The following is a 22,061-nucleotide window of genomic DNA, read 5'->3' as shown; positions in this document are numbered from 1 at the left end:
GCGAAGGCTAGTCCGCTAAACCATAAGCCCCGCGCAGCGCGGCGAGCGACGCGTCGTGCGTCAGGTCGAGCTGGAGCGGGGTGACCGAGATATAATGGTCGTCGATCGCTTCGAGGTCGCTGTCGTGGCCGGGCGAATGTTCGATGCCGTGGAGGCCGAACCAGAAATAGCGATAGCCGCGCGGGTCGGTGCCCTCGACGATCGAGCCGCGGCTGTAATCGTGGAAGCCCTGACGGGTGACGCGGATGCCGCGGACCTCTTCGGCGGGGATGGCAGGGAAATTGACGTTGATCAGCGTGCGCGGCGCCATGTCCATGGCGAGCAGCGGGCGCAGCACTTTCGCGCCCCACGCCGCGGCGGCTTCGAAGGGCACGCTGTCGCCCATGCCTTCCTTGGCATAAACTTGGCTGAGTGCGATCGAACGGATGCCCGCGAGCGCGCCCTCGATTGCCGCCGAGACGGTACCCGAATAAGTGACGTCGTCGCCGAGGTTGGCGCCGCGATTGACCCCCGAGAGGATCAGGTCGGGCTTTTCGGGCATCAGCTTGCCGATCGCCATCATCACCGAATCGGTCGGGGTGCCGCTGCACGACCAGCGGCGCTCTTCATGCTGGCGGATGCGCACCGGGCGCGAGAGGGTGAGCGAGTGGCCGGCGCCCGATTGCTCCTCGGCGGGGGCGCAGACCCAGATGTCGTCGCTGAGCTCGCGCGCGATCGCTTCGAGCACCGCCATGCCGGGGGCGTGATAGCCGTCGTCGTTGGTGAGGAGGATGCGCATTTTCGAACTTTCTCTCTTCGTCACCCCGGACTTGATCCGGGGTCCATCGACGGCAGCGTGAATGGACCCCGGATCAAGTCCGGGGTGGCGATGGGTTTAGGTTGTGGGCGTCAGCTTGGTGATGCCGCCCATGTACGGGAGCAGCGCCGCCGGAACAGTGACACTCCCGTCGGCCTGCTGGTAATTTTCGAGTACCGCGACGAGCGTGCGGCCGACCGCGAGGCCCGATCCGTTGAGCGTGTGGACAAACTCGTTGCTCTTGCCGCCGTCGCGGCGGAAGCGCGTGTTCATGCGCCGCGCCTGAAAATCGCCGCAGGTCGAACAACTCGAAATCTCGCGATAGGCGTTCTGGCCGGGGAGCCAGACTTCGAGGTCGTAGGTCTTGCGCGCGGCAAAGCCCATGTCGCCGCTGCACAGCAGCATCTTGCGATAGGGCAGGTCGAGCGCCTCGAGGATGGTTTCGGCGGCGCGCGTCTTGCGCTCCAGCTCGGCATCGCTGTCTTCGGGGCGGACGATCGAGACGAGCTCGACCTTCCAGAACTGATGCTGGCGGATATAGCCGCGCGTGTCGCGCCCGGCCGACCCGGCTTCGGAGCGGAAGCAGGGGGTGAGCGCGGTCATGCGGATCGGCAGGTCTGCCTCGGGCAGGATTTCCTCGCGCACCGCATTAGTCAGGCTCATCTCCGCCGTCGAGATCAGCCAGCGGCCGTCGGTGGTCTGGAACAGATCCTCGCGAAACTTGGGGAGCTGCGTCGTGCCATAGGCGGCTTCGTCGCGGACCATCAGCGGAGTCGCGCATTCGGTGTAGCCCGCGTCGATCGTCTGCTTGTCGAGCATGAACTGGCCGAGCGCGCGTTCGAGCCGTGCCATCTGGCCCTTCAGGAACGCAAAGCGCGCGCCCGACATCTTGGCCGCGGTCTCGAAATCGAGGCCGAGCGCGGGGGCGAAATCGGCATGTTCCTGCGGCGCGAAGTCGAAGCTGCGCGGCGTGCCCCAGCGCGCGATCTCGACATTGCCCTCTTCGTCCGCGCCCTCGGGCACGTCGGCGAGCGGGATGTTCGGGATCGCGGCGAGGATATCCTGCAGCGCGACAAGCTGTTCGCGCTCGGCGTCTTCCTTCGCTGGAAGCGCGGTCTTGAGGTCGGCGACCTCGGCCTTCAGCGCCTCGGCCTTTTCCTTGTCGCCTTGCGCCATCGCCTGGCCGATCAGCTTCGACGCTTCGTTGCGGCGCGCGAGCGAGCTCTGAATCTCCGTCTGCAATGCGCGCAGCGATGCGTCGGCCGCGACGATTTGGGCGGACAGGGGTTCGAGGCCGCGGCGCGCGAGGCCGGCGTCGAACGCTTCGGGATTTTCCCGGATCAGGCGGATATCGTGCATGGCGGCGCTATGGCGTTGCCGCCCGCGCCGCGCAAGCCCGTCTTAGCGTTCGAGCAAGCCCGCCAACTGGCCGATCGCAGTGCCCCAGCCTTGCTGGAAACCCATCTCGTCATGCTTGCGGCTGTCTGCGGGAGTCTTGTGCAGCACGCGCGCCGAATAGAGGGTGCCGTCGCCCTCGGCCTCGAAGGTCAGGATCGCGGTGATCGCGAGCCAGGGTTCGGCGGGTTGCCAGCCTTCGGTGAGCACGGTGGTGAAGACGAGCTTCTTTTCGGGCACCGCTTCCAGAAAACAGCCATCGACGTGCGGCTGGAAATCGGCGGCGCCCGCTTCGCGCATCCGCGTGACAAAGCCGCCACCCGGGCGCAGGTCGAGCGTGACGACCTGGCATTCGATGGGGGCCGGTATCCACCATTTCGCGAGATTCTCGGGGATGCTCCACGCATTCCACACGGCCGACGGGGGCGCAGCGATCAGGCGGGAGATGGTGAGGGTCGTGTCGTTGGTCATCCTGTTTTCTCCGGGGGTGTCTGCGATTCGACGAAATTGGCCAGACGATCGGTGCGGTCCTGCCAGATGGCGCGTTGCTGCGAGAGCCAGCCCTCAGCCGCAGCGAGGCGTTCGGCATCGACGCGGCAGGTGCGGACGCGGCCCTGTTTTTCGGTGCGGATCAGTCCCGATGCCTCGAGCACCGACAGATGTTTCAGAAAGGCGGGTAGGCCCATCGCGAACGGTTCGGACAATCGCTTCACCGGCGCTGCACCCTTGAGCAGGCGGCTGATCACCGCGCGGCGCGTCGGATCGGCGAGCGCGTGAAAGACCGAGTCGAGAGGCATTGATTGGTTCACCATGTGGCGAACTATATGCAACAGTTTTCCAAATGGCAAACTGTTCTGGAGCGGCATAAAAAGGCCGCCCCGAAGGGCGGCCTTAGTTCGGTGGTCCGGGTTAGCCCCCCAAACCGCCAGTGGATCTCTTAAGCCGCGTTGGCGTCGTCGTCGTTGCGGTTCGCCGCACGGCGGCGCGCGACGAGCGCAGCGGCTGCAGCGCCGAACAATAGCATCATCGGCGGCGCAGGAACAGGGGTCGGATCGCCCGACGATCCGCCATGGCTGCTGCTGCCGCCCGAGCTGGACGATGAAGACGAGCTGGAGGAGCTGCTGCTCGACGACGAACTGGTGCTGCCGGTCGAACCGAAGCTGCTGGTGCTGCCCGTTGCGCCCGAAGAGGTCGCGCCGCTCGACGTGCTGCTCGACGAAGAGGAGGACGAAGAGCTGCTGCTCGAACTGCTCGACGAGCTACCGCCTTTGGATGAGCTGCCCCAGCCCGAGCTGCCCTTGGACGAGCTGCCCCAACCCGAACTGCCATGACCGTGCGAACTGCCGCCCTTCGACGAGCCGCCCGACGAGGACGAGCTCGACGACGAAGAGGAGGATGACGAGGACGAGCTCGACGACGAGCTGCTGCTCGACGAGGAGGTGCTGACATTGCCCGAAGAGGTCGAGACGTTACCCGAAGAGGTCGACACATTGCCCGACGAGGTGCTCACGCTGCCGGTCGAAGTCGAAACACCGCCGGTCGACGTGCTGACGCCGCCGGTGGACGTCGATACGCTACCGGTCGAGGTCGATACGCCCGACGAGGTGCTGCTCGAGGTGCTGACGCCGCCGGTCGTCGTCGAGGTGACCACGATGCTGCCGCTGCTGCCACCGCCGCCGCTGCTGCCGCCGAAGAAACCGCCAAAGAAGCCGCCGCCGAAACCGCCGCCAAAGCCGCCGCCGATGACGGTCACGCCCCCGCCGCCGCCGCCTTCAAACCCGGTTTGCGGGAAAGGCGCGTACGGGATCGGAGGAAGCGGGATCGTCTGCGTCACGACCTGCGTCTGCGGGGTCGCGGTGCGAATGATGCGTTTCGTGGTGACGACGCGACGCACGCGCTTGACCGGCTTGCGTGCGGCGTGGCGCTTGCGCACGACCTTCTTGCCGGCGCAGGGCGAACAGGACTGGACGGTCTGGGCGCGGGCCTTCGGAACGTCCGCGATCTGCATCGCACCGCTACCGATAATCGCGCCGCCGCAGGTGCAGGCGCAAAGTTTGGCAAGGGCCATTCGAACAGACATAGGCTTTTCTTTCTTTCCCGTTGCAGCTGCGAAGCGTCACCGACCGACACCCGATTTCACCTTCGCTATACCCTAAAAGGCCAAAGCTTTGTGAACACGGCAATTGCGTTAACCGCGTTTGCCTGTCCGACAGCGGGAATTGGAGAGCGAAAGCAACAAAAATCACTGTATTTGTCCCAAAACAGAACGGGATTTGCAACAATTCTATGCGCTTGGTTAATCTTCGGCCCTAAATCGCCCTGCGCGCGGTGTGCGGCTCCTGTCGCGAGCCCGCGACGAAATCGCGTACGGAGCGGCGCCGGTTCATCCCCGCTTCACGGCTTGTCGCTATCCGCTGCTTCGGCGCTTGTATCGTCGCCAGCGGCTGGTTATAGGCGCGCCACTCCCCGCACCGCTTGGCGGCCCGCGGGGTGACAGGAAAGGACGCGAGAGCCCCTCATGCCGACCAAGATTGCCGACGTTGGCGCAGACGCGCTTCGCGAAGCCAAATCCAATCTCGATTCGGACTATGTCCCCCGTGACGACGAAGAGTTTATGAATGAGCGGCAGCAGGATTATTTCCGCGGCCTGCTCCTCGCCTGGAAAAAATCGATCCTCTCCGAATCCGAATCGACGCTCGCGCATCTTCAGGATGGGCCGCTGCGCGAACCCGATCTGGCCGACCGCGCGTCGAGCGAGACCGACTGGGCGATCGAACTGCGCACCCGCGACCGTCAGCGCAAGCTGATCGCCAAGATCGATTCGGCGATCCGTCGCATCGACGAAGGCGAATATGGCTATTGCGCCGTCACCGGCGAGCCGATTTCGCTGGCGCGGCTGCAGGCGCGTCCGATCGCGACGATGACGCTGGAAGCGCAGGAGCGCCACGAGCGCAACGAACGGATTTCGCGCGAAGATTGATCGCGCGGGGACGCCGTCCCATTTACGATTCCGCAATGACCAGCGTCTAGATTCCGCTCCTCAATCGAATGAGGAACGGGGCGCAATGGATTCGCAAGGACCCACATCGGTGGATGAAGAAGTCGCTGCGCTGTCGCGCGGCGCCGATCGCGACAGCCTGTTCATGCAGGCTGGCCTGATTCTGCCGGGCAGCCCCGATCCCGTCGTTGTGCGGGTACGCAATCTGTCGCCGGGCGGAATGCTGGCCGAAGCCGGCGTCCAGGTCGCGCAGGGCACGGCGGTTGCGGTCGAACTGCGCAACGTCGGTTCGGTTTCGGGCCGCGTCATCTGGGCGGGCGAGGGAAAATTCGGCATCGCCTTCGACCATCCGGTCGACCCGCAGGCTGTCCGCCGCCAAGTGGTTTCGGAGTCCGAGTTGCCGCCCTATCTGCGGCGCACGGGCCTCGAGCGAGACCCTCTTCCCTACCGCCGGCGCTGATGCGTCCTTGAGCAGGGCGGCATCAGCGGGGCGATAGCGCCGGCGACCGTCAGCCGGTCGCGAGCATCTCTTCCTTGAGTTTCAGTTTCTGCTTCTTGAGCAGCGCGACCACTCCGGTATCGGGGGCAGGGCGGCGCTCTTCATTCGCAATTTTCGCATCGAGGTCCGCGTGGCGGGACTTCAAGGTGGAAAGGTGCGACGTGCTCATTGGCATTCTCCTTTTCGACTCGATGGGCAAGGCGAAGTAAAACATGAATCGGTCGCATTGTCGTGACGATTCGGCCAAGCGGTCCCCGTTGCGGACCAGTGGTGAACGTGGCAGGAAGCCTCCCGTGAACCCTGAAGAAATTACCCAGCGCCTGGAACTTCTGAAGATCGAGCATCGCGACCTCGATGCCGCGATCATTGCGCTCGGCATCGCCGCGGTCCCCGATCAGTTGCAGCTCGCGCGGCTCAAGAAGCGGAAACTGCGGCTGCGCGACGAAATCGCCTGGTGCGAGGACCAGCTGGTTCCCGACATCATAGCTTGAACTAACGGCCTGAATCAAAACGGGACACGTGCCGGAAAACATGGTTACCGCCATTGCGGCCGCCCCGCGTGGCATGGCATCCACTTTGCCATGGTCGGTGGGCGAGCGAAGATGATGGCAATCGGCGTACCCGTGCAGCGCGCGCAGGTCGAAAATCTCTATGTCGAGGCGATGCTGATCGCCGACGAGGCGCACGCCGCCTTTTCCGCGCAGCGCGATCTGGGCAAGCTGTGCGGCGACGCTGCTGCGCAGATCGGCCTTGCGTGCGAATCGCTGAAGACGACGACACGGTTGATGCATGTCATCGCGTGGCTGCTCCACCGCCGCGCGATGTTCGCGGGAGACCCCGGTGCGGGACCGAATGACAGCGCGGCGCGGATCGGCGAACCGGTGGCCGCCGACTGGGAGATTTGCGCGGGCTTCGATGCGTCGGTCCGCCGGATTATTTCCGCAAGCGAACGGCTGTTCGAGCGGATCGCGGCAATCGAGGCGGGGTGGAACGTGCCGCACGCGGTGACGCCGGTGCAGGCGTTGCTCGCGCAGCTTGAGGCGCGGCTTTAGCTGGGCAGGGCGTCAGCTATGGGGTGGTTAGCGGTCATCTCTCAGCTTGCGCTTATGGTCGCTTTCGTTGGGAAGTTGCTCAAGGAGGTCGACGGCGACGGACCTGATCTGTGCCCAAAGGGGATCGGAAAATAATGCGCCTTCATCGTGCCAAGGTTTGACTCCCTGGCTTGAGCAATACTGCTCGATAAGTTCTTCTAACGGACGGATGGTGCGGATTTCGGCCGTAGTAATCTCGCCGTGTTCGAACATGTCTTCCAGCGGGTAAGGGAGCTCATTCACCGCTTCATCGGCGCCCATGTCGTAGGCAAGCTGAGCTTCTGGCGAAGCTCCGAAATAGGCGATCGATTGGCGAAGAAGCGCGTATCGTGTCATCTGCCAGCACATAAGCGATTTCAGTGATGACCGCTATTGGTCGAAACCTGCCATCTATCCCAGCCACTCGATCCACGCACCATGCGCGTGTGCGTGGGCGAGTTTCGCTGGCGCCGCGCCGCCAGGCCAATGGCGCACCACCAGTTCATGGTGATGCACCGTCCGGTTCGCTTCGAGCGCGATCCATGCGAGCGGCCGGTCGGCGGTCGCGCGCGCACCCGCAGCCTCTATCGCGTCGGTGATCCGCGCCTGCTGGTCGGCGGGAACATATTGCCAGACGATCGAGTGCATCAGCACCCGCGTTGTCCCCTCGGCCTGCGGCCGCATGAGTTCGGCCTCGACGAAATCGGCGGCATTGGCGTGGACCAGCCGCGGCGGTTCTTCGGTTGCGGCGGCGATGGCGGCGGCCATGCGCGCGAAACGGATATGATGTTCGGGCCAGATATAGGCTTTCAGCCGCAGCGCCTGCGCGGGGTCGGTCAGGTCGACCGGCGCGACGTCGCAGCCCTTGAGGCCGGCGAAACCGATGCTGTGCTGCGGCGGATGATTGCCGCGCCATTCGGGGGTGAAGGCCATCGCACCCGGCCGCGGGCCGACATGCACGGCGGCCAGCTCGTAATGATAGCGGTCGATCATCAGATTGATCCCCGCGCTCGACCCGATTTCGAGGCAGTCGAACAGCGGCGGCAAGCCCCGGTCGGCGAGCCAGAGCATCGCTGCGATGAAGTTCGACGAACGCCCCGCCTCGTTGGTCTGCGGCGGGCCGTCGAGCCAGGGCAATAGCGCCGCCTCGTGCCGATGGACGGCACCCGCGACGATCGCGGCATCGTTGATGTCCTCGGCATCGGCATAGATGGGCGCGAGCTCGTCGGCGGTTCCCGACAGGTGCAGGGCATGGATGCCGCCCGCAGCGCGGAGCGGCAGCGCATCGGCGAGCGGCGCGCCTGTCCAGTCGGCGATGCGGCGGGCGAATTCGCTGCGCGGCGCGTCGATCAGCGCGGCGAGTGCCGCGACGACGCGCGCCGTGACGGGTGCGTCATTGGCGCGGCAATAGGCGACCTGGTTGGCAAAAGCAGTGCGCACGGCCTCGGGTCCGGTTTCGGCCATATCCACGAGTTGATAGCGCTCGCTCATTGCCCTTTTTTCCTTCGCCGCCTATGTGCGCGACGCTTATGCCCGAACCGATCATCTTTGCCATCCCGAAAGGGCGCATCCTCGACGAGGCGCTGCCGCTGCTCGCGCGCGTCGGCATCGAACCTGCTGCGGATTTCTTCGACCCGAAGAGCCGCGCGCTCGTGTTCGGGACGAACCAGCCGCATATCTCGCTGATCCGCGTGCGCGCGTTCGACGTCGCGACCTTTGTCGCGCATGGTGCGGCGCAGCTCGGCATCGTCGGTTCCGACGTCGTCGACGAATTCGATTATAGCGAGCTTTATGCACCGGTCGATCTGGGTATCGGCCACTGCCGCCTGTCGCTCGCCGGGCCCGCAGATAGCGCGCCGCCGGGAATCGGCTCCAGCCATATCCGCGTCGCGACCAAATATCCCGCGACGACGCGCCGCTGGTTCGAGGCGCAGGGCATCCAGGCCGAATGCATCAAGCTGAACGGCGCGATGGAAATCGCGCCGAAGCTGGGCCTCGCCTCGCACATCGTCGACCTTGTCTCGACGGGGCGCACGCTCGTCGAGAACGCGCTCGCCGAGCAGACGATCATCAGCGAAGTGTCGGCGCGGCTGATCGTCAACCGCGCGGCGTTCAAGCTGCGCTCGGCCGAAGTCCCGGCGCTGGTCGAGCGCTTTCGTCAGGCGGTGGGTGATGCGGCGGCTTGATGCCTCCGCGCCCGGCTTTGCGGCCGAGTTCGACGCGCTGGTCAACGATCGGCGCGAGAGCGATTCCGATGTTTCCACCGACGTCGCGGCGATTATTGCGCGGGTGAAGGGCGAGGGCGACGTCGCACTCGCCGACTATACCGCGACGTTCGACCGCTTCGATCTCGATGCCAGCGGGTGGAGCATTTCGAAGGAAGAATGCGCCGCCGCTTATGAAGCACTGGCGCCCGAACTTCGCGATGCGCTGAACCTCGCGGCCGACCGCATCCGTGCCTATCATGCGGCGCAGCTTCCCGAGAACCGCGACTATCGCGACGCCACGGGTGCGCGGCTGGGGGCGCGGTGGAATGCGGTCGATGCGGCGGGGGTTTATGTGCCGGGCGGCCGCGCTGCCTATCCCTCGTCGGTGCTGATGAACATCCTGCCCGCGAAGGTCGCGGGGGTCGAACGCATCGTGATGATGACCCCGACGCCGGGCGGCGAGACCAACCCGGTGGTGATGGCGGCGGCGCATATCGGCGGGGTCGACGAAATCTGGCGGATCGGCGGCGCGCAGGCGGTTGCGGCGCTTGCCTTTGGAACCGGCCGGATTGCGCCGGTCGATGTGGTCACCGGTCCCGGCAACGCTTGGGTCGCCGAGGCGAAGCGCCAGCTTTATGGCGTCGTCGGCATCGACATGGTCGCGGGGCCGAGCGAGATTGTCGTCGTTGCCGATGCGAAGAATGCGCCGCATATCATCGCCGCCGACCTGCTCAGCCAGGCCGAGCACGATCCGACGAGCCAGTCGATCCTGTTCACCGACAATGCGGCGTTCGCCGACGCGGTCGCCGCCGCGGTCGATGCGATCATCCCGACGCTGCGTAGCGCCGCGACGATGCGCGAAAGCTGGGACGCTAATGGCGCCGTGATCGTCGTGCCGACGCTGGCCGATGCGATCCCGCTTTGCGACCGGCTCGCGCCCGAACATCTCGAACTCGCGGTCGATGCCGCCGAGGCCGACGCGCTTTTTGCCAGGGTGCGCCATGCCGGCTCGGTCTTCCTCGGCCGCCAGACCCCCGAAGCGATCGGCGATTATGTCGCGGGTCCCAACCATGTGCTGCCAACCGGCCGTCGCGCGCGTTTTTCGAGCGGGCTGTCGGTCAGCGATTTCATGAAGCGCACCAGCTTCCTCGCGCTCGACGAAGCGAGCCTTGCCGCGATCGGCCCGGCCGCGGTTGCCCTCGCGGGCGCCGAGGGGCTTCCCGCCCATGCGCTTTCGGTCAGCCAGCGTCTCAGCTAAGAAAAGAACCATGAACAAACGCACCCAGTCCCGCTCCGCCGCTCGTCTCGCCGCCGTCCAGGCGCTCTATCAGCACGAGATGGAGGCGACGCCCGTGCCTAAGCTGATCCATGAATTCCACCAGCACCGCATCGGCGCGACAATCGAAGACGAGGAATATGCCGACGCCGATACGGCGTTTTTCGACGATATCGTGAAGGGCACGCTCGCGCGCCTGCCCGAAATCGACGCGGCGATCATCGCGCGGCTTGCGAGCGGCTGGTCGATGGAGCGGCTCGACCGCACGATGAAGGCGATCCTGCGTGCGGGTTCGTACGAACTGATGGCGCGCGGCGACGTGCCCGTCGGCGCGGTGGTCAGCGAATATGTCGATGTGGCGAAGGCGTTCTTCGACGCGCGCGAGGCGGGATTCGCCAATGGGCTGCTCGACGCAATCGGCAAGGATGCGCGGGCGAAATAGCCATTGTTCCCCGGCGAAAGCCGGGGTCCATCGCGTTTTGGAATGACCTTGGCGTATTCCGCTGTGGGTCCCGGCTTTCGCCGGGATACAGCTTGGGCTAGGCTTCTTTCCATGAGCGAAGCCGATTTCATCGCCCGCCTGCGCTGCATTGCCACCGACCCCGCCGCGCGCGGGCTCGCCGACGATGCCGCGGTGTGGGAGGGGCTGGTCCTGACCCACGACATGATCGTCGAGGGCATCCATTTCCTGCCTGACGATACGCCGCAGGACATTGCGTGGAAGCTGGTCGCGGTGAACCTGTCCGATCTGGCCGCCAAGGGTGCGGCGCCGGTCGGGGTGCTCGTCGGCTATAGCCTGGGTGACGAGGAATGGGACGCGGCGTTCGTCGAGGGGCTCGATACGGTGCTGCGCCGGTTCGGCGTCATCCTGCTCGGCGGCGATACGGTGCGCGTACCGGCGGGTGCGCCGCGCAGTTTCGGGCTGACCGCGATCGGGCGTGCGCCGCCGGGCGGGGCGCCCTCGCGCAGCGGGGCCCGGCCGGGCGACCAGATATGGGTTACCGGATCGATCGGCAACGCCGGCCTTGGCCTCGCGATGCGGCTGGGGCAGGAGGATGCGAACGAAACCTGCCTTGCCGCCTATAAACGGCCGCAGCCGCAGCTGACCTTCGGACAGGCGGTCGTGCCGCACGTTCATGCGATGATGGATGTGTCCGACGGCTTGCTGATCGACGCGCAGCGCATGGCCGAGGCGAGCGGATGCGAGTTTGGCATCATGCTCGAATCGATCCCGCTATCGGCCGCGCTGCTCGCGGTGCGGCCCGATGTCCTGGACACGCGGCTTGCGGCGGCGACCGCGGGCGATGATTATCAGCTGCTGTTCACCGCCGACCCGTCGGCCGCCGCCGCGATCCGGGATATCGCCACCGGGCTGAATATGGCCGTTAGCCCCCTCGGCCATGCCGGGGTGGGCGAGGGGCTGATGCTGACCCACCGCGCGCAGCGCATCGCGTTGCCGGCCAGCCTTGGTTTCATGCATTAGCAGGTTCTCCGCCGCGAGGCGGCGAGTGCTGGTGTGAAACGAAAATTTCGCTTTGAAATCCGGCTGATGGCAGGGCACAAGAACGGATGGCGGCCATCCGCTTGGCAATCGCGGCAAAGCAAAAGGACGCATGAATGATCGACCGAAAGAGCGCGCGGAGCGGCTTTGTCCGCGCGATATTGGCGATCTGTTTCGCGTCTCTCTGGAGCATGGCGCATGCCGCGCAGCCGGCCGGTGCGGCGGAGCGGCCGGCCGAAGAGGCGCAAGTGCTGATAGCCGCCCCTGACCAGTCGCAAGACGATGAACAGCCCGATCGCACCGCGGACCTGACGAAGGATTGCGAGAGTGACGACGGCGACGCCTGCGCCAAGCTTGGCTATATCTATCATGAGGGCGACGGCGTGCCCAAAGACGATGCGCGCGCCACCGCGCTTTTTGCCCGCGCTTGCTATCTGGACGATATGACGGGCTGCTCGATGGCGGGCTATGCTTATAGCGCGGGGCTGGGGGTGGAGCGTTCGCACGAGCGCGCCGCGACCTACTATGCCTTTGCGTGCCACCGGGACGAGGCGACAGCATGCTCGAACCTTGGTCTCGCCTATATCGGCGGCGAGGGCGTTCCCAAGGATGCGAAGCGCGCCGTGCAGCTGTTCAAACAGGCGTGCGACATGGATGACATGTCGGGATGCGCGAACCTTGGCGCCTCCTATTCGCTCGGCAAAGGGGTCGCGCCGAACCAGCGGCAGGCGGCGCGGCTTTTCAGGCGCGCCTGCGACGCCGACGACCAGCATGCCTGCTATAATCTGGGCGTGCTCCACCGCGACGGCCTGGGCATGCCGCGGGACTATAAGCGGGCCTTTGCGCTGTTCCAGCAAAGCTGCGGCATCGACGAGGCGGCGGCGTGCGGAAATCTGGCGATGCTGGTGAACGACGGGCACGGGGTTCGCCGGGACCGCCAGCGCGCGCTCGAATTGTTCGACCGGGCGTGCCAGTTCGGCGAGCCCGAAAGCTGCTTCACGCTGGGGCGCGCCTATCAGACGGGAAAGGGCATCGCGCCCGACGCCGCGCGCGCGATCATATTGCTCGAGCGGACGCTGACGCTGGATCCCGACACCGATTCTGCCGCCGACGCGCGGAAGGCGCTGGATGAGGCGCGCGGTACGGGCGCCGGGCGGAAGTCACGTAAAACAGCCGAATAACCGGGGTTGCCCTTGGCTTTCTTTCTTCCCATAACTCGGCGTCCAAATTTGGGGCGGTCGCATCAGGGGAGAGAGCGAACCGGCATCAATAAGTCGGACGTGCTCGACTGCTAACTTCTGCGTCGCCCTTCTCAATGGGGAAGGAATAGTCACGCATGAATCCGGTTTTGATCGCGATAGCGTGCGGCCTGGTGGCCGTACTCTATGGGTTCATTACCTCGCGGCAGGTGCTCAGCGCATCGGCGGGTAATGAAAAAATGCAAGAAATCGCCGCCGCCATTCAGGAAGGCGCCAAGGCCTATCTCGGCCGCCAATATCGCACCATCGCCATCGTCGGCGTCGTCGTCGCCGTTCTGGTCGGGCTGTTCCTCGGCCCGATCTCGGCGACCGGCTTTGTCATCGGCGCGGTCCTGTCGGGTGTTGCCGGCTTCGTCGGCATGAACATCTCGGTGAAAGCGAACGTCCGCACCGCGGCCGCGGCGCAGACCGGATTGCAGGCGGGGTTGACCATGGCGTTCCGCGCCGGCGCGATCACCGGCCTGCTGGTGGCGGGGCTCGCTTTGCTCGCGATCTCGGTCTTCTTCTGGTATCTGATCGGCCCCGGCGGCTATACCGTCGGCGGTGACGATCGCACCGTCGTCGATGCGCTCGTCGCGCTCGCTTTCGGCGCGTCGCTGATTTCGATCTTCGCGCGTCTGGGCGGCGGTATCTTCACCAAGGCCGCCGACGTCGGCGCCGATCTGGTCGGCAAGGTCGAGGCCGGAATTCCCGAAGACGACCCACGCAACCCCGCGGTGATCGCCGACAACGTCGGCGACAATGTCGGCGACTGCGCCGGTATGGCGGCCGACCTTTTCGAAACCTATGTCGTCACCGTCGGCGCCACGATGGTGTTGATGGCGCTGCTGCTGAAGGGCGCGGGCGACCAGCTTCTTCCGTTGATGAGCCTGCCGCTGTTGATGGGCGGCGTCTGCATCATCACCTCGATCATCGGCACCTATTTTGTCCGTCTTGGTGGCGGCAAGAATGTCATGGGCGCGATGTACAAGGGTTTCCTCGTTACCGCGCTCCTCTCGGTCCCGGCGATCTGGTTCTCGACCAGCTATGTCCTGAAAGGCGACATGGCGACCGATATCACGGGGCAGGCCTTCAACGGCAGCGACCTGTTCTATTGCTCGCTGCTCGGCCTGATCATCACCGGGCTGATCATCTGGATCACCGAATATTATACCGGCACCAACTACCGCCCGGTGCGCTCGATCGCCAAGGCCTCGGAAACGGGCCATGGCACCAACGTCATCCAGGGTCTGGCGATCAGCCTGGAATCGACCGCGGCGCCGACGCTGGTAATCTGCGCGGGCATCATCGCCGCGTTCCAGATCGCGGGCATCGTCGGCATCGCCTTTGCGGCAACCGCGATGCTGGCGCTCGCGGGCATGGTCGTGGCGCTCGACGCCTACGGCCCGGTCACCGACAACGCCGGCGGCATTGCCGAAATGGCGGGCCTCGATGACTCGGTTCGTGAAAAGACCGACCTGCTCGACGCCGTGGGTAACACGACCAAGGCGGTGACCAAGGGCTATGCCATCGGGTCGGCTGGTCTCGCGGCGCTGGTGCTGTTCGGCACCTATACGGCCGACATCACCGAATATTCGGCCAAGCTCGGGCTGACCGAGCCGCTGACCTTCTCGCTGTCGTCGCCCTATGTCATTGTCGGGCTGCTGCTCGGCGCGCTGCTGCCGTATCTGTTCGGTGCGTTCGGCATGACCGCGGTCGGCCGGGCGGCGGGCGAGGTGGTCAAGGATGTTCGCGACCAGTTCAAGAACAACCCGGGCATCATGACCTATGAGAGCAAGCCCGACTATGCGCGCACGGTCGATCTGGTGACGAAGGCGGCGATCAAGGAAATGATCATTCCGTCGCTGCTCCCGGTGCTCGCCCCGATCGTCGTGTTCTTCGTGATCCGCGCGGTTGCAGGCCCGGCTGCGGCGCTCGAGGCACTCGGCGCGCTCCTGCTCGGCGTGATCGTCGGCGGGCTGTTCGTCGCCATCTCGATGACCTCGGGCGGCGGCGCATGGGATAATGCCAAGAAGTATATCGAAGACGGCAATCACGGCGGCAAGGGCAGCGAGGCCCATAAGGCTGCTGTCACTGGCGACACCGTCGGCGATCCGTACAAGGATACCGCGGGTCCGGCGGTCAACCCGATGATCAAGATCACCAACATCGTGGCGATCCTGCTCCTCGCGGCGCTGGCGCACGGCGCGGTCTGACGACCGACGCTTGCGGGCAAAAACAAGGCCCCGCCGGAGCGATCCGGCGGGGCTTTTTTGTGTCTTTCTCTATCGTCACCCCGGACCCTTCGACAGGCTCAGGACAGGCTTGATCCGGGGTCCAGAAGGCGAGGGCGGCGATGGATCCCGGATCAAGTCCGGGATGACGATGAAAGGAAGGGCAACTATTGGTCTTTTGCCGCCACTCTCGTTCCCCGGCTTTCGCCGGGGAACAGCTCTTGTCCGACGCCGTCCGCCACTCAGGACGCGCTCGTCGCCTTCATCTGCTGTGCATAGCCCGCCTGCACCATCGCACTCATCCGGTCGAACAGGGCATCGGGGTCGCTGCGACGGAGTGCGGCGACCATCGCTTCGGCGCCCTCGGCCACGACCAGTTCGCGGGTCCCGGCATCGAGTGCCGCAAGGATTTGTGCGGCGGTATCATCGGGCGACAGGCCGTTTTCGATCGCCGCGTCGCTTGTCCCGCGGACGCTGCCGTCGGCGTTGAGCGCGTTGCGGCTGACGTTGGTGCGCACCGATCCGGGCGCGACCACCAGCACCTTCAACCCCAGATGCTCATTCTCGGCGCGCACGCTGTCGTGATAGCCGATGATGCCATGCTTCGCGGCAGAGTAAGCGCTGCGCAGCGGGACGCCCGCGATCCCCGCGACGCTGGAGATGGCGATGATCTGCCCGCCGCCGGCGCCGACCATGCGCGGCAGCAAGGCCTGCGTCAGCGCGATGGGGGCGAGCAGGTCGACGGCGATAATCTGTTGATAGACCGCAAAACCGGTGTCGATCGCAAGGCTGCGCTGCGAGATACCGGCATTGTTGACGAGGCCGTCGATGCGGCCCTGCCACGCCCAGGCCCGATCGGCGAGAGCGGGGATCGCGTCATAGTCGGTCGCCTCGAACGGCAGGATCAGCGTCTCGGTGGGGCAATCGGCGGCGACCGCTTCGAGCGCCGCGATGTTGCGGCCCGACAGGATCAGCTTCGCTCCGCGCGCCGCGAGCGCGCGTGCCAGCGCGGCGCCGATGCCCGAGGACGAACCCGTAATCCACCAGATTTGATCGCTCATATCGTCATCCCCATCTGCCTCTTTGTCCCAGCGTGAAACGGCTGTCAGGCAGCGTCAAGGCGTCACCCCACGGATTTCCGGGCGGGGGGTGGCAATTTTGTTGCGAATCTGTTATAATAAATATCAACACGCCGACATTCTGCCTCTTCCCGTCACTGGGCTGGGGCACTTTCCGGCGTTCCGATGGAGCCATATCCCTTGTCACTCTGACTGGCTAGCGCCGCCCGAATGTTCATCGCCCTCGACCGGAGGGCGGAATGCACCGGTGTTGTCGTACTTTCAGATCAGGGTCAAGGCACAAGAAAAGGAATTTGCATGTCCGTAAGCACGCTCTTGTTCGAAGTCGGTGATTATGTCGTTTATCCGAAACATGGCGTGGGGCGCGTCATCGAATTGCAGCGGTCGGAAATCGCCGGAATGCAGCTCGAACTCTATGTCCTGCGCTTCGAAAAGGAAAAGATGACGCTTCGCGTGCCGACGAACAAGGCCGAAGGCGTGGGCATGCGCAAGCTGTCGTCGGACAAGACGCTGAAGGAAGCGCTTCAGGTTCTGACGACCAAGCCGAAGGTGAAGCGCACCATGTGGTCGCGCCGCGCGCAGGAATATGAAGCGAAGATCAATTCGGGCGACCTCGTGTCGATCGCCGAAGTGACCCGCGACCTGTTCCGCGCTGACGACCAGCCCGAGCAGAGCTATTCGGAACGCCAGATTTTCGAGGCCGCCTCGAGCCGCCTCGCGCGCGAACTCGGCGCGATGGAAGAAAGCGACGAAAAGACCGCGCAGGCGAAGATCCTTCAGATCCTCAACGAGCATGCGCCGCTGTATTACGCCGAAAAGGTGTAAGCGCGCGGGATAGCGATATAGGAAAGGGCGGTCTGCAAGGGCCGCCCTTTTCGATTCTGTACCCCGGCGAAAGCCGGGGCTCATGAAGGGCAGCGCGGAGCTAAAATTCCGCGCCCCGGCTTTCGCCGGGGTACAGTTCAGGCCGGGTAGGTTGCGCGTACGAAATAAAGCCCGTCGGGCGGGGCGTTCAGGCCGAGCGCATTGCGGTCGGCGGCATCGAGCGCCGCCTTCAAATCGCGCGCCGACCATTTGCCATAGCCGACCAATGCGAGGCAGCCGACCATCGAGCGCACCTGATGGTGGAGAAAGCTGCGCGCCGCGGCCTCGATGATGATTTCCTCGCCGTGGCGGCTGACCGTGAGTTTATCGAGCGTCTTCACCGGGCTTTGCGACTGGCAATGCGCCGAGCGGAAGGTGGTGAAATCGTGGAGGCCGATGAGGTGCTGCGCCGCGGCGTGCATCGCATCGGAATCGAGCGGCCGGGCGACCTGCCACGACAGCCCCTTGTCCCACGTCAGCGGCGCGCGGCGGTTGACGATGCGATATTCATAAGACCGCCCGATGCAGGCGAAGCGCGCGTGCCAGTCGTCGGGGACGATCTCGCACGCCACGATGGCGATCGGCGCGGGGCGAAGCTGGGCATTCAGCGCCTCGGTCAGCTTGAACGGGGTCAGCGGCTTTTCGATATCGAGATGCGCGCGCATCGCGATCGCATGGACCCCCGCGTCGGTGCGCCCGGCGCTGAACACCTGCACCGTCTCGGCGGTGAAGCGATGGACCGCTTCCTCGATCGCCTGCTGGACGCTGGGGCCGTGCGCCTGCCGTTGCCAGCCCATATAGGGACGGCCGTCATATTCGATGGTGAGCGCGAAACGGGTCATTGGGAAATCGTCCTGAAATTCGTCATGCCGGACTTGATCCGCCATCGATGAGGCTTGGCGCAGCTATCGACCCCGGATCAAGTCCGGGGTGACGAAAGGGAAAAGTGGATCGTCATGCGAGGCGCGTGCCCTTGGGAATCGTCCGCCCGCGGAGCAGTTCGGCGGCGTCCATCGCGGGCTTGCCGGCGCGCTGGACGCGCACCGCGCGGATCGCGCCGGGGTTACAGGCGATGGTCAATGCGTCGTCGAGCGTGACGCCGGGGGCCGCGCCCGCGACCGTATCGGCGGGATGGACGACCTCGGCCGCCAATATCTTGTACCGCTCGCCGTCGAGTTCGAAAAAGGCGCCCGGCACGGGGTTGAACGCGCGCACCTGTCGCTCGACCTGCACTGCGCTGGTCAGGAAATCGAGCCGCGCCTCGCTCTTGTCGATCTTTGCCGCATAGGTCACGCCTTCGCCGGGTTGTGCTTCGGGCGCGAAGGCGTGGAGATCGCTCAGCCCCTTGACCATCAGCCCGGCGCCCACCGCCGCCAGCTCGTCGGTGAGTTCTCCGGCGGTCTTTCTGTCGACCGGCGTGCGTCCGATTAGCCGCATCGCGCCGGTGTCGAGGCCGATATCCATCTGCATGATCGTCACCCCGGTCTCGGCATCGCCCGACAGGATCGCGCGCTGCACCGGCGCCGCGCCGCGCCAGCGCGGCAGGATCGAGCCATGGACGTTGAGGCATCCCTCGCGCGGCGCGTCCAGCACCGCCTGCGGCAGGATCAGGCCATAGGCCGCGACCACCGCGACATCGAGGTCGAGCGCGGCGAATTCGGCCTGCTCGTCGGCGCCCTTCAGGCTTTTTGGCGTGCGGACGGGAAGGCTATGGTCCTCGGCCCAGACATGGACAGCGCTCTGCTGTACTTTCTTGCCGCGCTGTGCCGGGCGCGGAGGCTGCGTATAGACGGCCACGATCTGATGCCCCGCAGCGTGGAGCGCGGCAAGCGTCGGCACCGCAAAGGGCGGCGTTCCCATGAAGGCGATGCGCATGGCGAGGGGCTTTGGCTCAGGTTTCGGGATGGTGCAAGGTCGATAGCTGGAGATTGCTTCGCTTCGCTCGCAATGACGAATGTTGCGGGAGCCGAGCAGGCCCACTACCACCGCCGCATGGCGTCCACCGAAATCGAAGCCCTCGTCCAGCAACTCGCCCGCCTGCCGGGCCTTGGGCCGCGTTCGGCGCGGCGCGCCGTGCTGCACCTGATGAAGAAGCGCGAGTCGGCGTTCATGCCGCTGCTCGCGGCGCTCCAGACCGTGTCCGAACGGCTCGTCACCTGCGGCATTTGCGGCAATGTCGATACGCAGGACCCCTGCGCAATCTGTTCCGACCCGCGCCGCGATGCGCGGTCGCTGTGCGTTGTCGAGGAAGTGTCGGACCTGTGGGCGCTCGACAAGTCGCGGCTGTTTCCCGGCAAATATCATGTCCTCGGCGGGCGGCTCTCGGCGCTGGAGGGCATCCGCCCGCAGGATCTCAGCATCGACGCGCTGGTGAACCGCGTCGCCGCCGGGGGGATCGACGAGGTGGTGCTCGCGATGAACGCGACGCTGGAGGGGCAGACGACCGCGCATTATCTCGCCGAGCGGCTCGAGGGCTATCCGGTGCGGCTGACGCAGCTGGCGCATGGTCTGCCCGTCGGGGGTGAGCTGGATTATCTCGATGAGGGGACGTTGGCGCAGGCGCTTCGGGCCAGAAGGCCGGTGGGTTGACGTCGGGCGTTCGAATTCATACCTGACGCCCATGGCCTTACTCCCTATCATAGAGACTCCGGATCCCCGGCTGCGCGTGATTTCGAAGCCCGTCGAGACGTTCGACGCCGAGCTTAAGACGCTGGTCGCCGACATGTTCGAGACGATGTACGACGCGCCCGGCATCGGGCTGGCGGCGATTCAGGTCGGGGTGGCGAAGCGCATCCTGGTGATCGACTTGCAGGAACCCGATCCCGAAGATGAAGAGGGCAAGACGCTGATCCGCGAGCCGCGCGTGTTCATCAATCCCGTCTTTTCGGACGAGAGCGAAGAGCATAGCGTCTATCAGGAAGGCTGTCTGTCGGTCCCCGAGCAATATGCCGATGTGACGCGCCCCGCCGAGGTCACGGTCGACTGGCAGGACGAAGACGGCACGCATCATCAGGAACGCATGACCGGCCTGATGGCGACGTGCATCCAGCACGAGCACGACCATCTGGAAGGCATCCTCTTCATCGACCATCTGTCGCGGATGAAGCGCGACATGGTGCTGAAGAAGCTGATGAAGCTGCGCAAGGCGGCGTGATCGGCAAATAGCAGACAAAAAGAAACCCCGGCTTTCACCGGGGTTTCTTTTTGTCTGCGATGTCGCGGCGGCGTTTACCCCGCCTTTGCGACCGCCACCATTGCGGGGCGCAACAGGCGGTCCTTCAGCATATAGCCCGCCTGCATTTCCTGCACGATCGTGCCCGGCGTCTGATCGCTCGGGATTTCGAGCATCGCCTGATGCTGGTTCGGATCGAGCGGCAGGCCGATCGCGGCGATGCGCGTGATGCCGTTGCGTTCGAAGACGCTGAGCAATTCGCGCTCGGTGGCTTCGAGGCCGGTGATCAGCGGCTTGATCGTGTCGTCGGCGCGCTGTTCTTCGCTGAGTGCGGCGAGTGCGCGGCCGAGATTGTCGGCGACCGACAAGATGTCGCGCGCGAACTTGGTCGCGGCATAAGCATGCGCGTCGGCGATTTCCTTGTCCTTGCGACGCGTGACATTCTGCGTCTCGGCGCGCGCATAGAGCAGGTCTTGCTGCACGGCGGCGAGTTGTTCGGCGAGTTGTGCCAGCTCTTCGTTGTCGCCTTCTGCGGGGGCCGCGGTTTCAACTTCGGGGTTCGCGCCGTCGTCGACCGGCGTGTCGTTTTCCATGTTCGTCATAAGCCTATCGTATCAGTCTGGAGAGAGATTGTGCGGTGAAATCCACCATGGGAACGATCCGCGCATAGTTCAAGCGTGTCGGGCCGATGACCCCGACCACGCCGACCACGCGTCCGTCCGATCCGCGATAGGGTGCCGCTATCACGGACGAACCCGAAAGCGAGAATAATTTATTTTCGGATCCGATGAAAATGCGGGTTGCGGTGCCCTCGCGCGCGCTGTCGAGCAGCCCGGCGATTTCCTGTTTGCTTTCGAGCTCGTCGAGCAATTGCCGGACGCGGTCGAGGTCGCCGACGGCGCTGTCGTCGAGCAGATTCGCCTGGCCGCGCACGATCAGCACGGGGCGATCGGCGCCGTCGGACGACCAGATGGCGAGCCCGCGGCTGACGAGATCCTGCGCGGCGCGGTCGATCGCGATGCGTTCGGCCTCGATCTCGCGGCGCACGCGCGCCATCGCCTCGGTCAGCGTCAGGCCGGCGAGCATCGACGAGATATAATTGCCCGCCTCGACCAGCGCCGACGGGTTGAGCCCCGGTGGAATGTCGATAACGCGATTCTCGACCGCGCCATCGCCCGCGACGAGCACGACGAGCGCCTGGTTCGCCGACAGCGGCACAAAGGCCAGTTGCTTCAGCACGCGTTCGTGCTTGGGGACGAGGACGAGGCCTGCGCACGCCGAAAGCCCCGACAGCGCCGACGTCGCCTGCGCAAGCGCGCTTTCGATCGGCCCGGCGTCCGAGAGGGAGGCCTCGATCTGCGCGCGGTCCTCGGCCGAGGGTTCGGCGACCTGCATCATCCCGTCGACGAAGAGGCGGAGGCCCTGTTCGGTCGGCAGGCGGCCCGCACTTGTGTGCGGACTGGCGAGCAGGCCGAATTCCTCGAGATCCTGCATGACATTGCGGATCGAGGCGGGGGAGAGGTTCAGCGCCGCGAACTTCGACAGTGTGCGCGATCCGACCGGCTGTCCGGTTTCCAGATAGGCATCGACGACCAGCCGGAACACGTCGCGCGCGCGCGTGGTCAGTTCGGTGATCGGCGGGGTTGTCATAAAGGGGATTTAGGGACGGGGAGGGGAAGGGGCAAGCTTTGCTGGCCAGCGCCCGCAAGTCGCGTTAGCCTCCTCGCGGGGA

Annotated in this window: 26 protein-coding genes; 13 read left to right on the top strand and 13 right to left on the bottom strand. The window is 65.2% G+C overall.

Annotated features, from left to right (window positions below):
• Nucleotides 1–7: 7 nt before the first annotated feature.
• The 5 genes from surE to AC07NV_RS09895 all read right to left on the bottom strand — a co-directional run bounded on the left by surE (nucleotide 8) and on the right by AC07NV_RS09895 (nucleotide 4,259).
• Nucleotides 8–778: a 5'/3'-nucleotidase SurE gene (gene surE, locus AC07NV_RS09915; protein WP_495166182.1), complete on the bottom strand. Its 771-nt coding sequence runs from the start codon at nucleotides 776–778 to the stop codon at nucleotides 8–10.
• 96 nt (nucleotides 779–874) lie between these two features.
• On the bottom strand, nucleotides 875–2,155 hold the full coding sequence (serS, locus tag AC07NV_RS09910) for a serine--tRNA ligase (protein ID WP_495166181.1): 1,281 nt from the start codon (nucleotides 2,153–2,155) through the stop codon (nucleotides 875–877).
• A gap of 42 nt (nucleotides 2,156–2,197) precedes the next feature.
• Complete coding sequence (locus AC07NV_RS09905) at nucleotides 2,198–2,662, bottom strand: SRPBCC domain-containing protein (protein WP_495166180.1); 465 nt, start codon at nucleotides 2,660–2,662, stop codon at nucleotides 2,198–2,200.
• A complete protein-coding gene (locus AC07NV_RS09900; RefSeq protein WP_495166179.1) occupies nucleotides 2,659–3,003 on the bottom strand; it encodes an ArsR/SmtB family transcription factor in 345 nt (114 codons plus the stop codon). The genes AC07NV_RS09905 and AC07NV_RS09900 overlap by 4 nt, the downstream gene beginning before the upstream one ends.
• A gap of 125 nt (nucleotides 3,004–3,128) precedes the next feature.
• Nucleotides 3,129–4,259 (bottom strand): PEP-CTERM sorting domain-containing protein, encoded by a 1,131-nt coding sequence (locus AC07NV_RS09895; protein ID WP_495166178.1) that lies wholly within the window; start codon nucleotides 4,257–4,259, stop codon nucleotides 3,129–3,131.
• A gap of 450 nt (nucleotides 4,260–4,709) precedes the next feature.
• Here AC07NV_RS09895 and dksA point away from each other — a divergent pair, with 450 nt between their 5' ends.
• Together dksA and AC07NV_RS09885 are read left to right on the top strand one after the other, a co-directional pair.
• Entirely contained in the window at nucleotides 4,710–5,171 is a 462-nt protein-coding gene (gene dksA, locus AC07NV_RS09890; protein WP_495166177.1) for an RNA polymerase-binding protein DksA, read from the top strand.
• Between the two features lie 109 nt (nucleotides 5,172–5,280).
• On the top strand, nucleotides 5,281–5,649 hold the full coding sequence (locus AC07NV_RS09885) for a PilZ domain-containing protein (protein WP_495166176.1): 369 nt from the start codon (nucleotides 5,281–5,283) through the stop codon (nucleotides 5,647–5,649).
• A gap of 49 nt (nucleotides 5,650–5,698) precedes the next feature.
• Here AC07NV_RS09885 and AC07NV_RS09880 read toward each other — a convergent pair whose 3' ends face one another.
• Nucleotides 5,699–5,857 (bottom strand): DUF465 domain-containing protein, encoded by a 159-nt coding sequence (locus AC07NV_RS09880; RefSeq protein WP_495166175.1) that lies wholly within the window; start codon nucleotides 5,855–5,857, stop codon nucleotides 5,699–5,701.
• 124 nt (nucleotides 5,858–5,981) lie between these two features.
• Between AC07NV_RS09880 and AC07NV_RS09875 the strand changes: the two genes are divergently transcribed.
• Nucleotides 5,982–6,179 (top strand): YdcH family protein, encoded by a 198-nt coding sequence (locus AC07NV_RS09875; protein ID WP_495166174.1) that lies wholly within the window; start codon nucleotides 5,982–5,984, stop codon nucleotides 6,177–6,179.
• A gap of 111 nt (nucleotides 6,180–6,290) precedes the next feature.
• Entirely contained in the window at nucleotides 6,291–6,740 is a 450-nt protein-coding gene (locus AC07NV_RS09870) for a DUF1465 family protein (RefSeq protein WP_495166173.1), read from the top strand.
• Between the two features lie 27 nt (nucleotides 6,741–6,767).
• On the opposite strand, the gene AC07NV_RS09865 is transcribed toward AC07NV_RS09870, so the two are convergent.
• Nucleotides 6,768–7,115, bottom strand: a complete 348-nt coding sequence (locus AC07NV_RS09865; RefSeq protein WP_495166172.1) for a hypothetical protein — start codon at nucleotides 7,113–7,115, stop codon at nucleotides 6,768–6,770.
• Between the two features lie 54 nt (nucleotides 7,116–7,169).
• Nucleotides 7,170–8,249, bottom strand: coding sequence for a DUF2332 domain-containing protein (locus tag AC07NV_RS09860; protein WP_495166171.1), 1,080 nt, complete (start codon nucleotides 8,247–8,249; stop codon nucleotides 7,170–7,172).
• A 38-nt stretch (nucleotides 8,250–8,287) separates the two neighbouring features.
• Between AC07NV_RS09860 and hisG the strand changes: the two genes are divergently transcribed.
• The 6 genes from hisG to AC07NV_RS09830 all read left to right on the top strand — a co-directional run bounded on the left by hisG (nucleotide 8,288) and on the right by AC07NV_RS09830 (nucleotide 15,196).
• The gene (gene hisG, locus AC07NV_RS09855) at nucleotides 8,288–8,944 is read left to right on the top strand and encodes an ATP phosphoribosyltransferase (RefSeq protein ID WP_495166170.1); all 657 of its coding nucleotides are present in this window, start codon (nucleotides 8,288–8,290) and stop codon (nucleotides 8,942–8,944) included.
• Nucleotides 8,931–10,223, top strand: coding sequence for a histidinol dehydrogenase (gene hisD, locus AC07NV_RS09850; RefSeq protein ID WP_495166169.1), 1,293 nt, complete (start codon nucleotides 8,931–8,933; stop codon nucleotides 10,221–10,223). The genes hisG and hisD overlap by 14 nt, the downstream gene beginning before the upstream one ends.
• A 10-nt stretch (nucleotides 10,224–10,233) precedes the next feature.
• Entirely contained in the window at nucleotides 10,234–10,683 is a 450-nt protein-coding gene (gene nusB, locus AC07NV_RS09845; protein WP_495166168.1) for a transcription antitermination factor NusB, read from the top strand.
• 111 nt (nucleotides 10,684–10,794) lie between these two features.
• Nucleotides 10,795–11,724, top strand: a complete 930-nt coding sequence (gene thiL / locus AC07NV_RS09840; protein WP_495166167.1) for a thiamine-phosphate kinase — start codon at nucleotides 10,795–10,797, stop codon at nucleotides 11,722–11,724.
• Between the two features lie 134 nt (nucleotides 11,725–11,858).
• The gene (locus tag AC07NV_RS09835; protein WP_495166166.1) at nucleotides 11,859–12,923 is read left to right on the top strand and encodes a tetratricopeptide repeat protein; all 1,065 of its coding nucleotides are present in this window, start codon (nucleotides 11,859–11,861) and stop codon (nucleotides 12,921–12,923) included.
• Nucleotides 12,924–13,078: 155 nt separating this feature from the next.
• The gene (locus AC07NV_RS09830) at nucleotides 13,079–15,196 is read left to right on the top strand and encodes a sodium-translocating pyrophosphatase (protein ID WP_495166165.1); all 2,118 of its coding nucleotides are present in this window, start codon (nucleotides 13,079–13,081) and stop codon (nucleotides 15,194–15,196) included.
• A gap of 260 nt (nucleotides 15,197–15,456) precedes the next feature.
• Here AC07NV_RS09830 and AC07NV_RS09825 read toward each other — a convergent pair whose 3' ends face one another.
• Nucleotides 15,457–16,275: an SDR family NAD(P)-dependent oxidoreductase gene (locus AC07NV_RS09825; protein ID WP_495166164.1), complete on the bottom strand. Its 819-nt coding sequence runs from the start codon at nucleotides 16,273–16,275 to the stop codon at nucleotides 15,457–15,459.
• A gap of 315 nt (nucleotides 16,276–16,590) precedes the next feature.
• On the opposite strand from AC07NV_RS09825, the gene AC07NV_RS09820 reads away from it, so the two are divergent.
• The gene (locus tag AC07NV_RS09820; protein WP_120215896.1) at nucleotides 16,591–17,118 is read left to right on the top strand and encodes a CarD family transcriptional regulator; all 528 of its coding nucleotides are present in this window, start codon (nucleotides 16,591–16,593) and stop codon (nucleotides 17,116–17,118) included.
• Between the two features lie 137 nt (nucleotides 17,119–17,255).
• Here AC07NV_RS09820 and truA read toward each other — a convergent pair whose 3' ends face one another.
• Nucleotides 17,256–17,999, bottom strand: coding sequence for a tRNA pseudouridine(38-40) synthase TruA (truA, locus tag AC07NV_RS09815; protein WP_495166163.1), 744 nt, complete (start codon nucleotides 17,997–17,999; stop codon nucleotides 17,256–17,258).
• A 112-nt stretch (nucleotides 18,000–18,111) separates the two neighbouring features.
• On the bottom strand, nucleotides 18,112–19,032 hold the full coding sequence (gene fmt, locus AC07NV_RS09810) for a methionyl-tRNA formyltransferase (RefSeq protein ID WP_495166162.1): 921 nt from the start codon (nucleotides 19,030–19,032) through the stop codon (nucleotides 18,112–18,114).
• 117 nt (nucleotides 19,033–19,149) lie between these two features.
• Here fmt and recR point away from each other — a divergent pair, with 117 nt between their 5' ends.
• Together recR and def are read left to right on the top strand one after the other, a co-directional pair.
• Nucleotides 19,150–19,746, top strand: a complete 597-nt coding sequence (recR, locus tag AC07NV_RS09805; RefSeq protein WP_495166161.1) for a recombination mediator RecR — start codon at nucleotides 19,150–19,152, stop codon at nucleotides 19,744–19,746.
• A gap of 31 nt (nucleotides 19,747–19,777) precedes the next feature.
• Nucleotides 19,778–20,311: a peptide deformylase gene (def, locus tag AC07NV_RS09800; RefSeq protein WP_495166160.1), complete on the top strand. Its 534-nt coding sequence runs from the start codon at nucleotides 19,778–19,780 to the stop codon at nucleotides 20,309–20,311.
• A gap of 74 nt (nucleotides 20,312–20,385) precedes the next feature.
• On the opposite strand, the gene grpE is transcribed toward def, so the two are convergent.
• Both grpE and hrcA read right to left on the bottom strand, forming a co-directional pair.
• A complete protein-coding gene (grpE, locus tag AC07NV_RS09795) occupies nucleotides 20,386–20,931 on the bottom strand; it encodes a nucleotide exchange factor GrpE (protein ID WP_495166159.1) in 546 nt (181 codons plus the stop codon).
• Between the two features lie 4 nt (nucleotides 20,932–20,935).
• Nucleotides 20,936–21,979 (bottom strand): heat-inducible transcriptional repressor HrcA, encoded by a 1,044-nt coding sequence (gene hrcA / locus AC07NV_RS09790; protein WP_495166158.1) that lies wholly within the window; start codon nucleotides 21,977–21,979, stop codon nucleotides 20,936–20,938.
• Nucleotides 21,980–22,061: the final 82 nt, after the last annotated feature.

It is taken from the genome of Sphingopyxis sp. GW821-FHT10B01, assembly GCF_059415685.1.
This window is presented reverse-complemented; position numbering and strand designations above follow the sequence as displayed.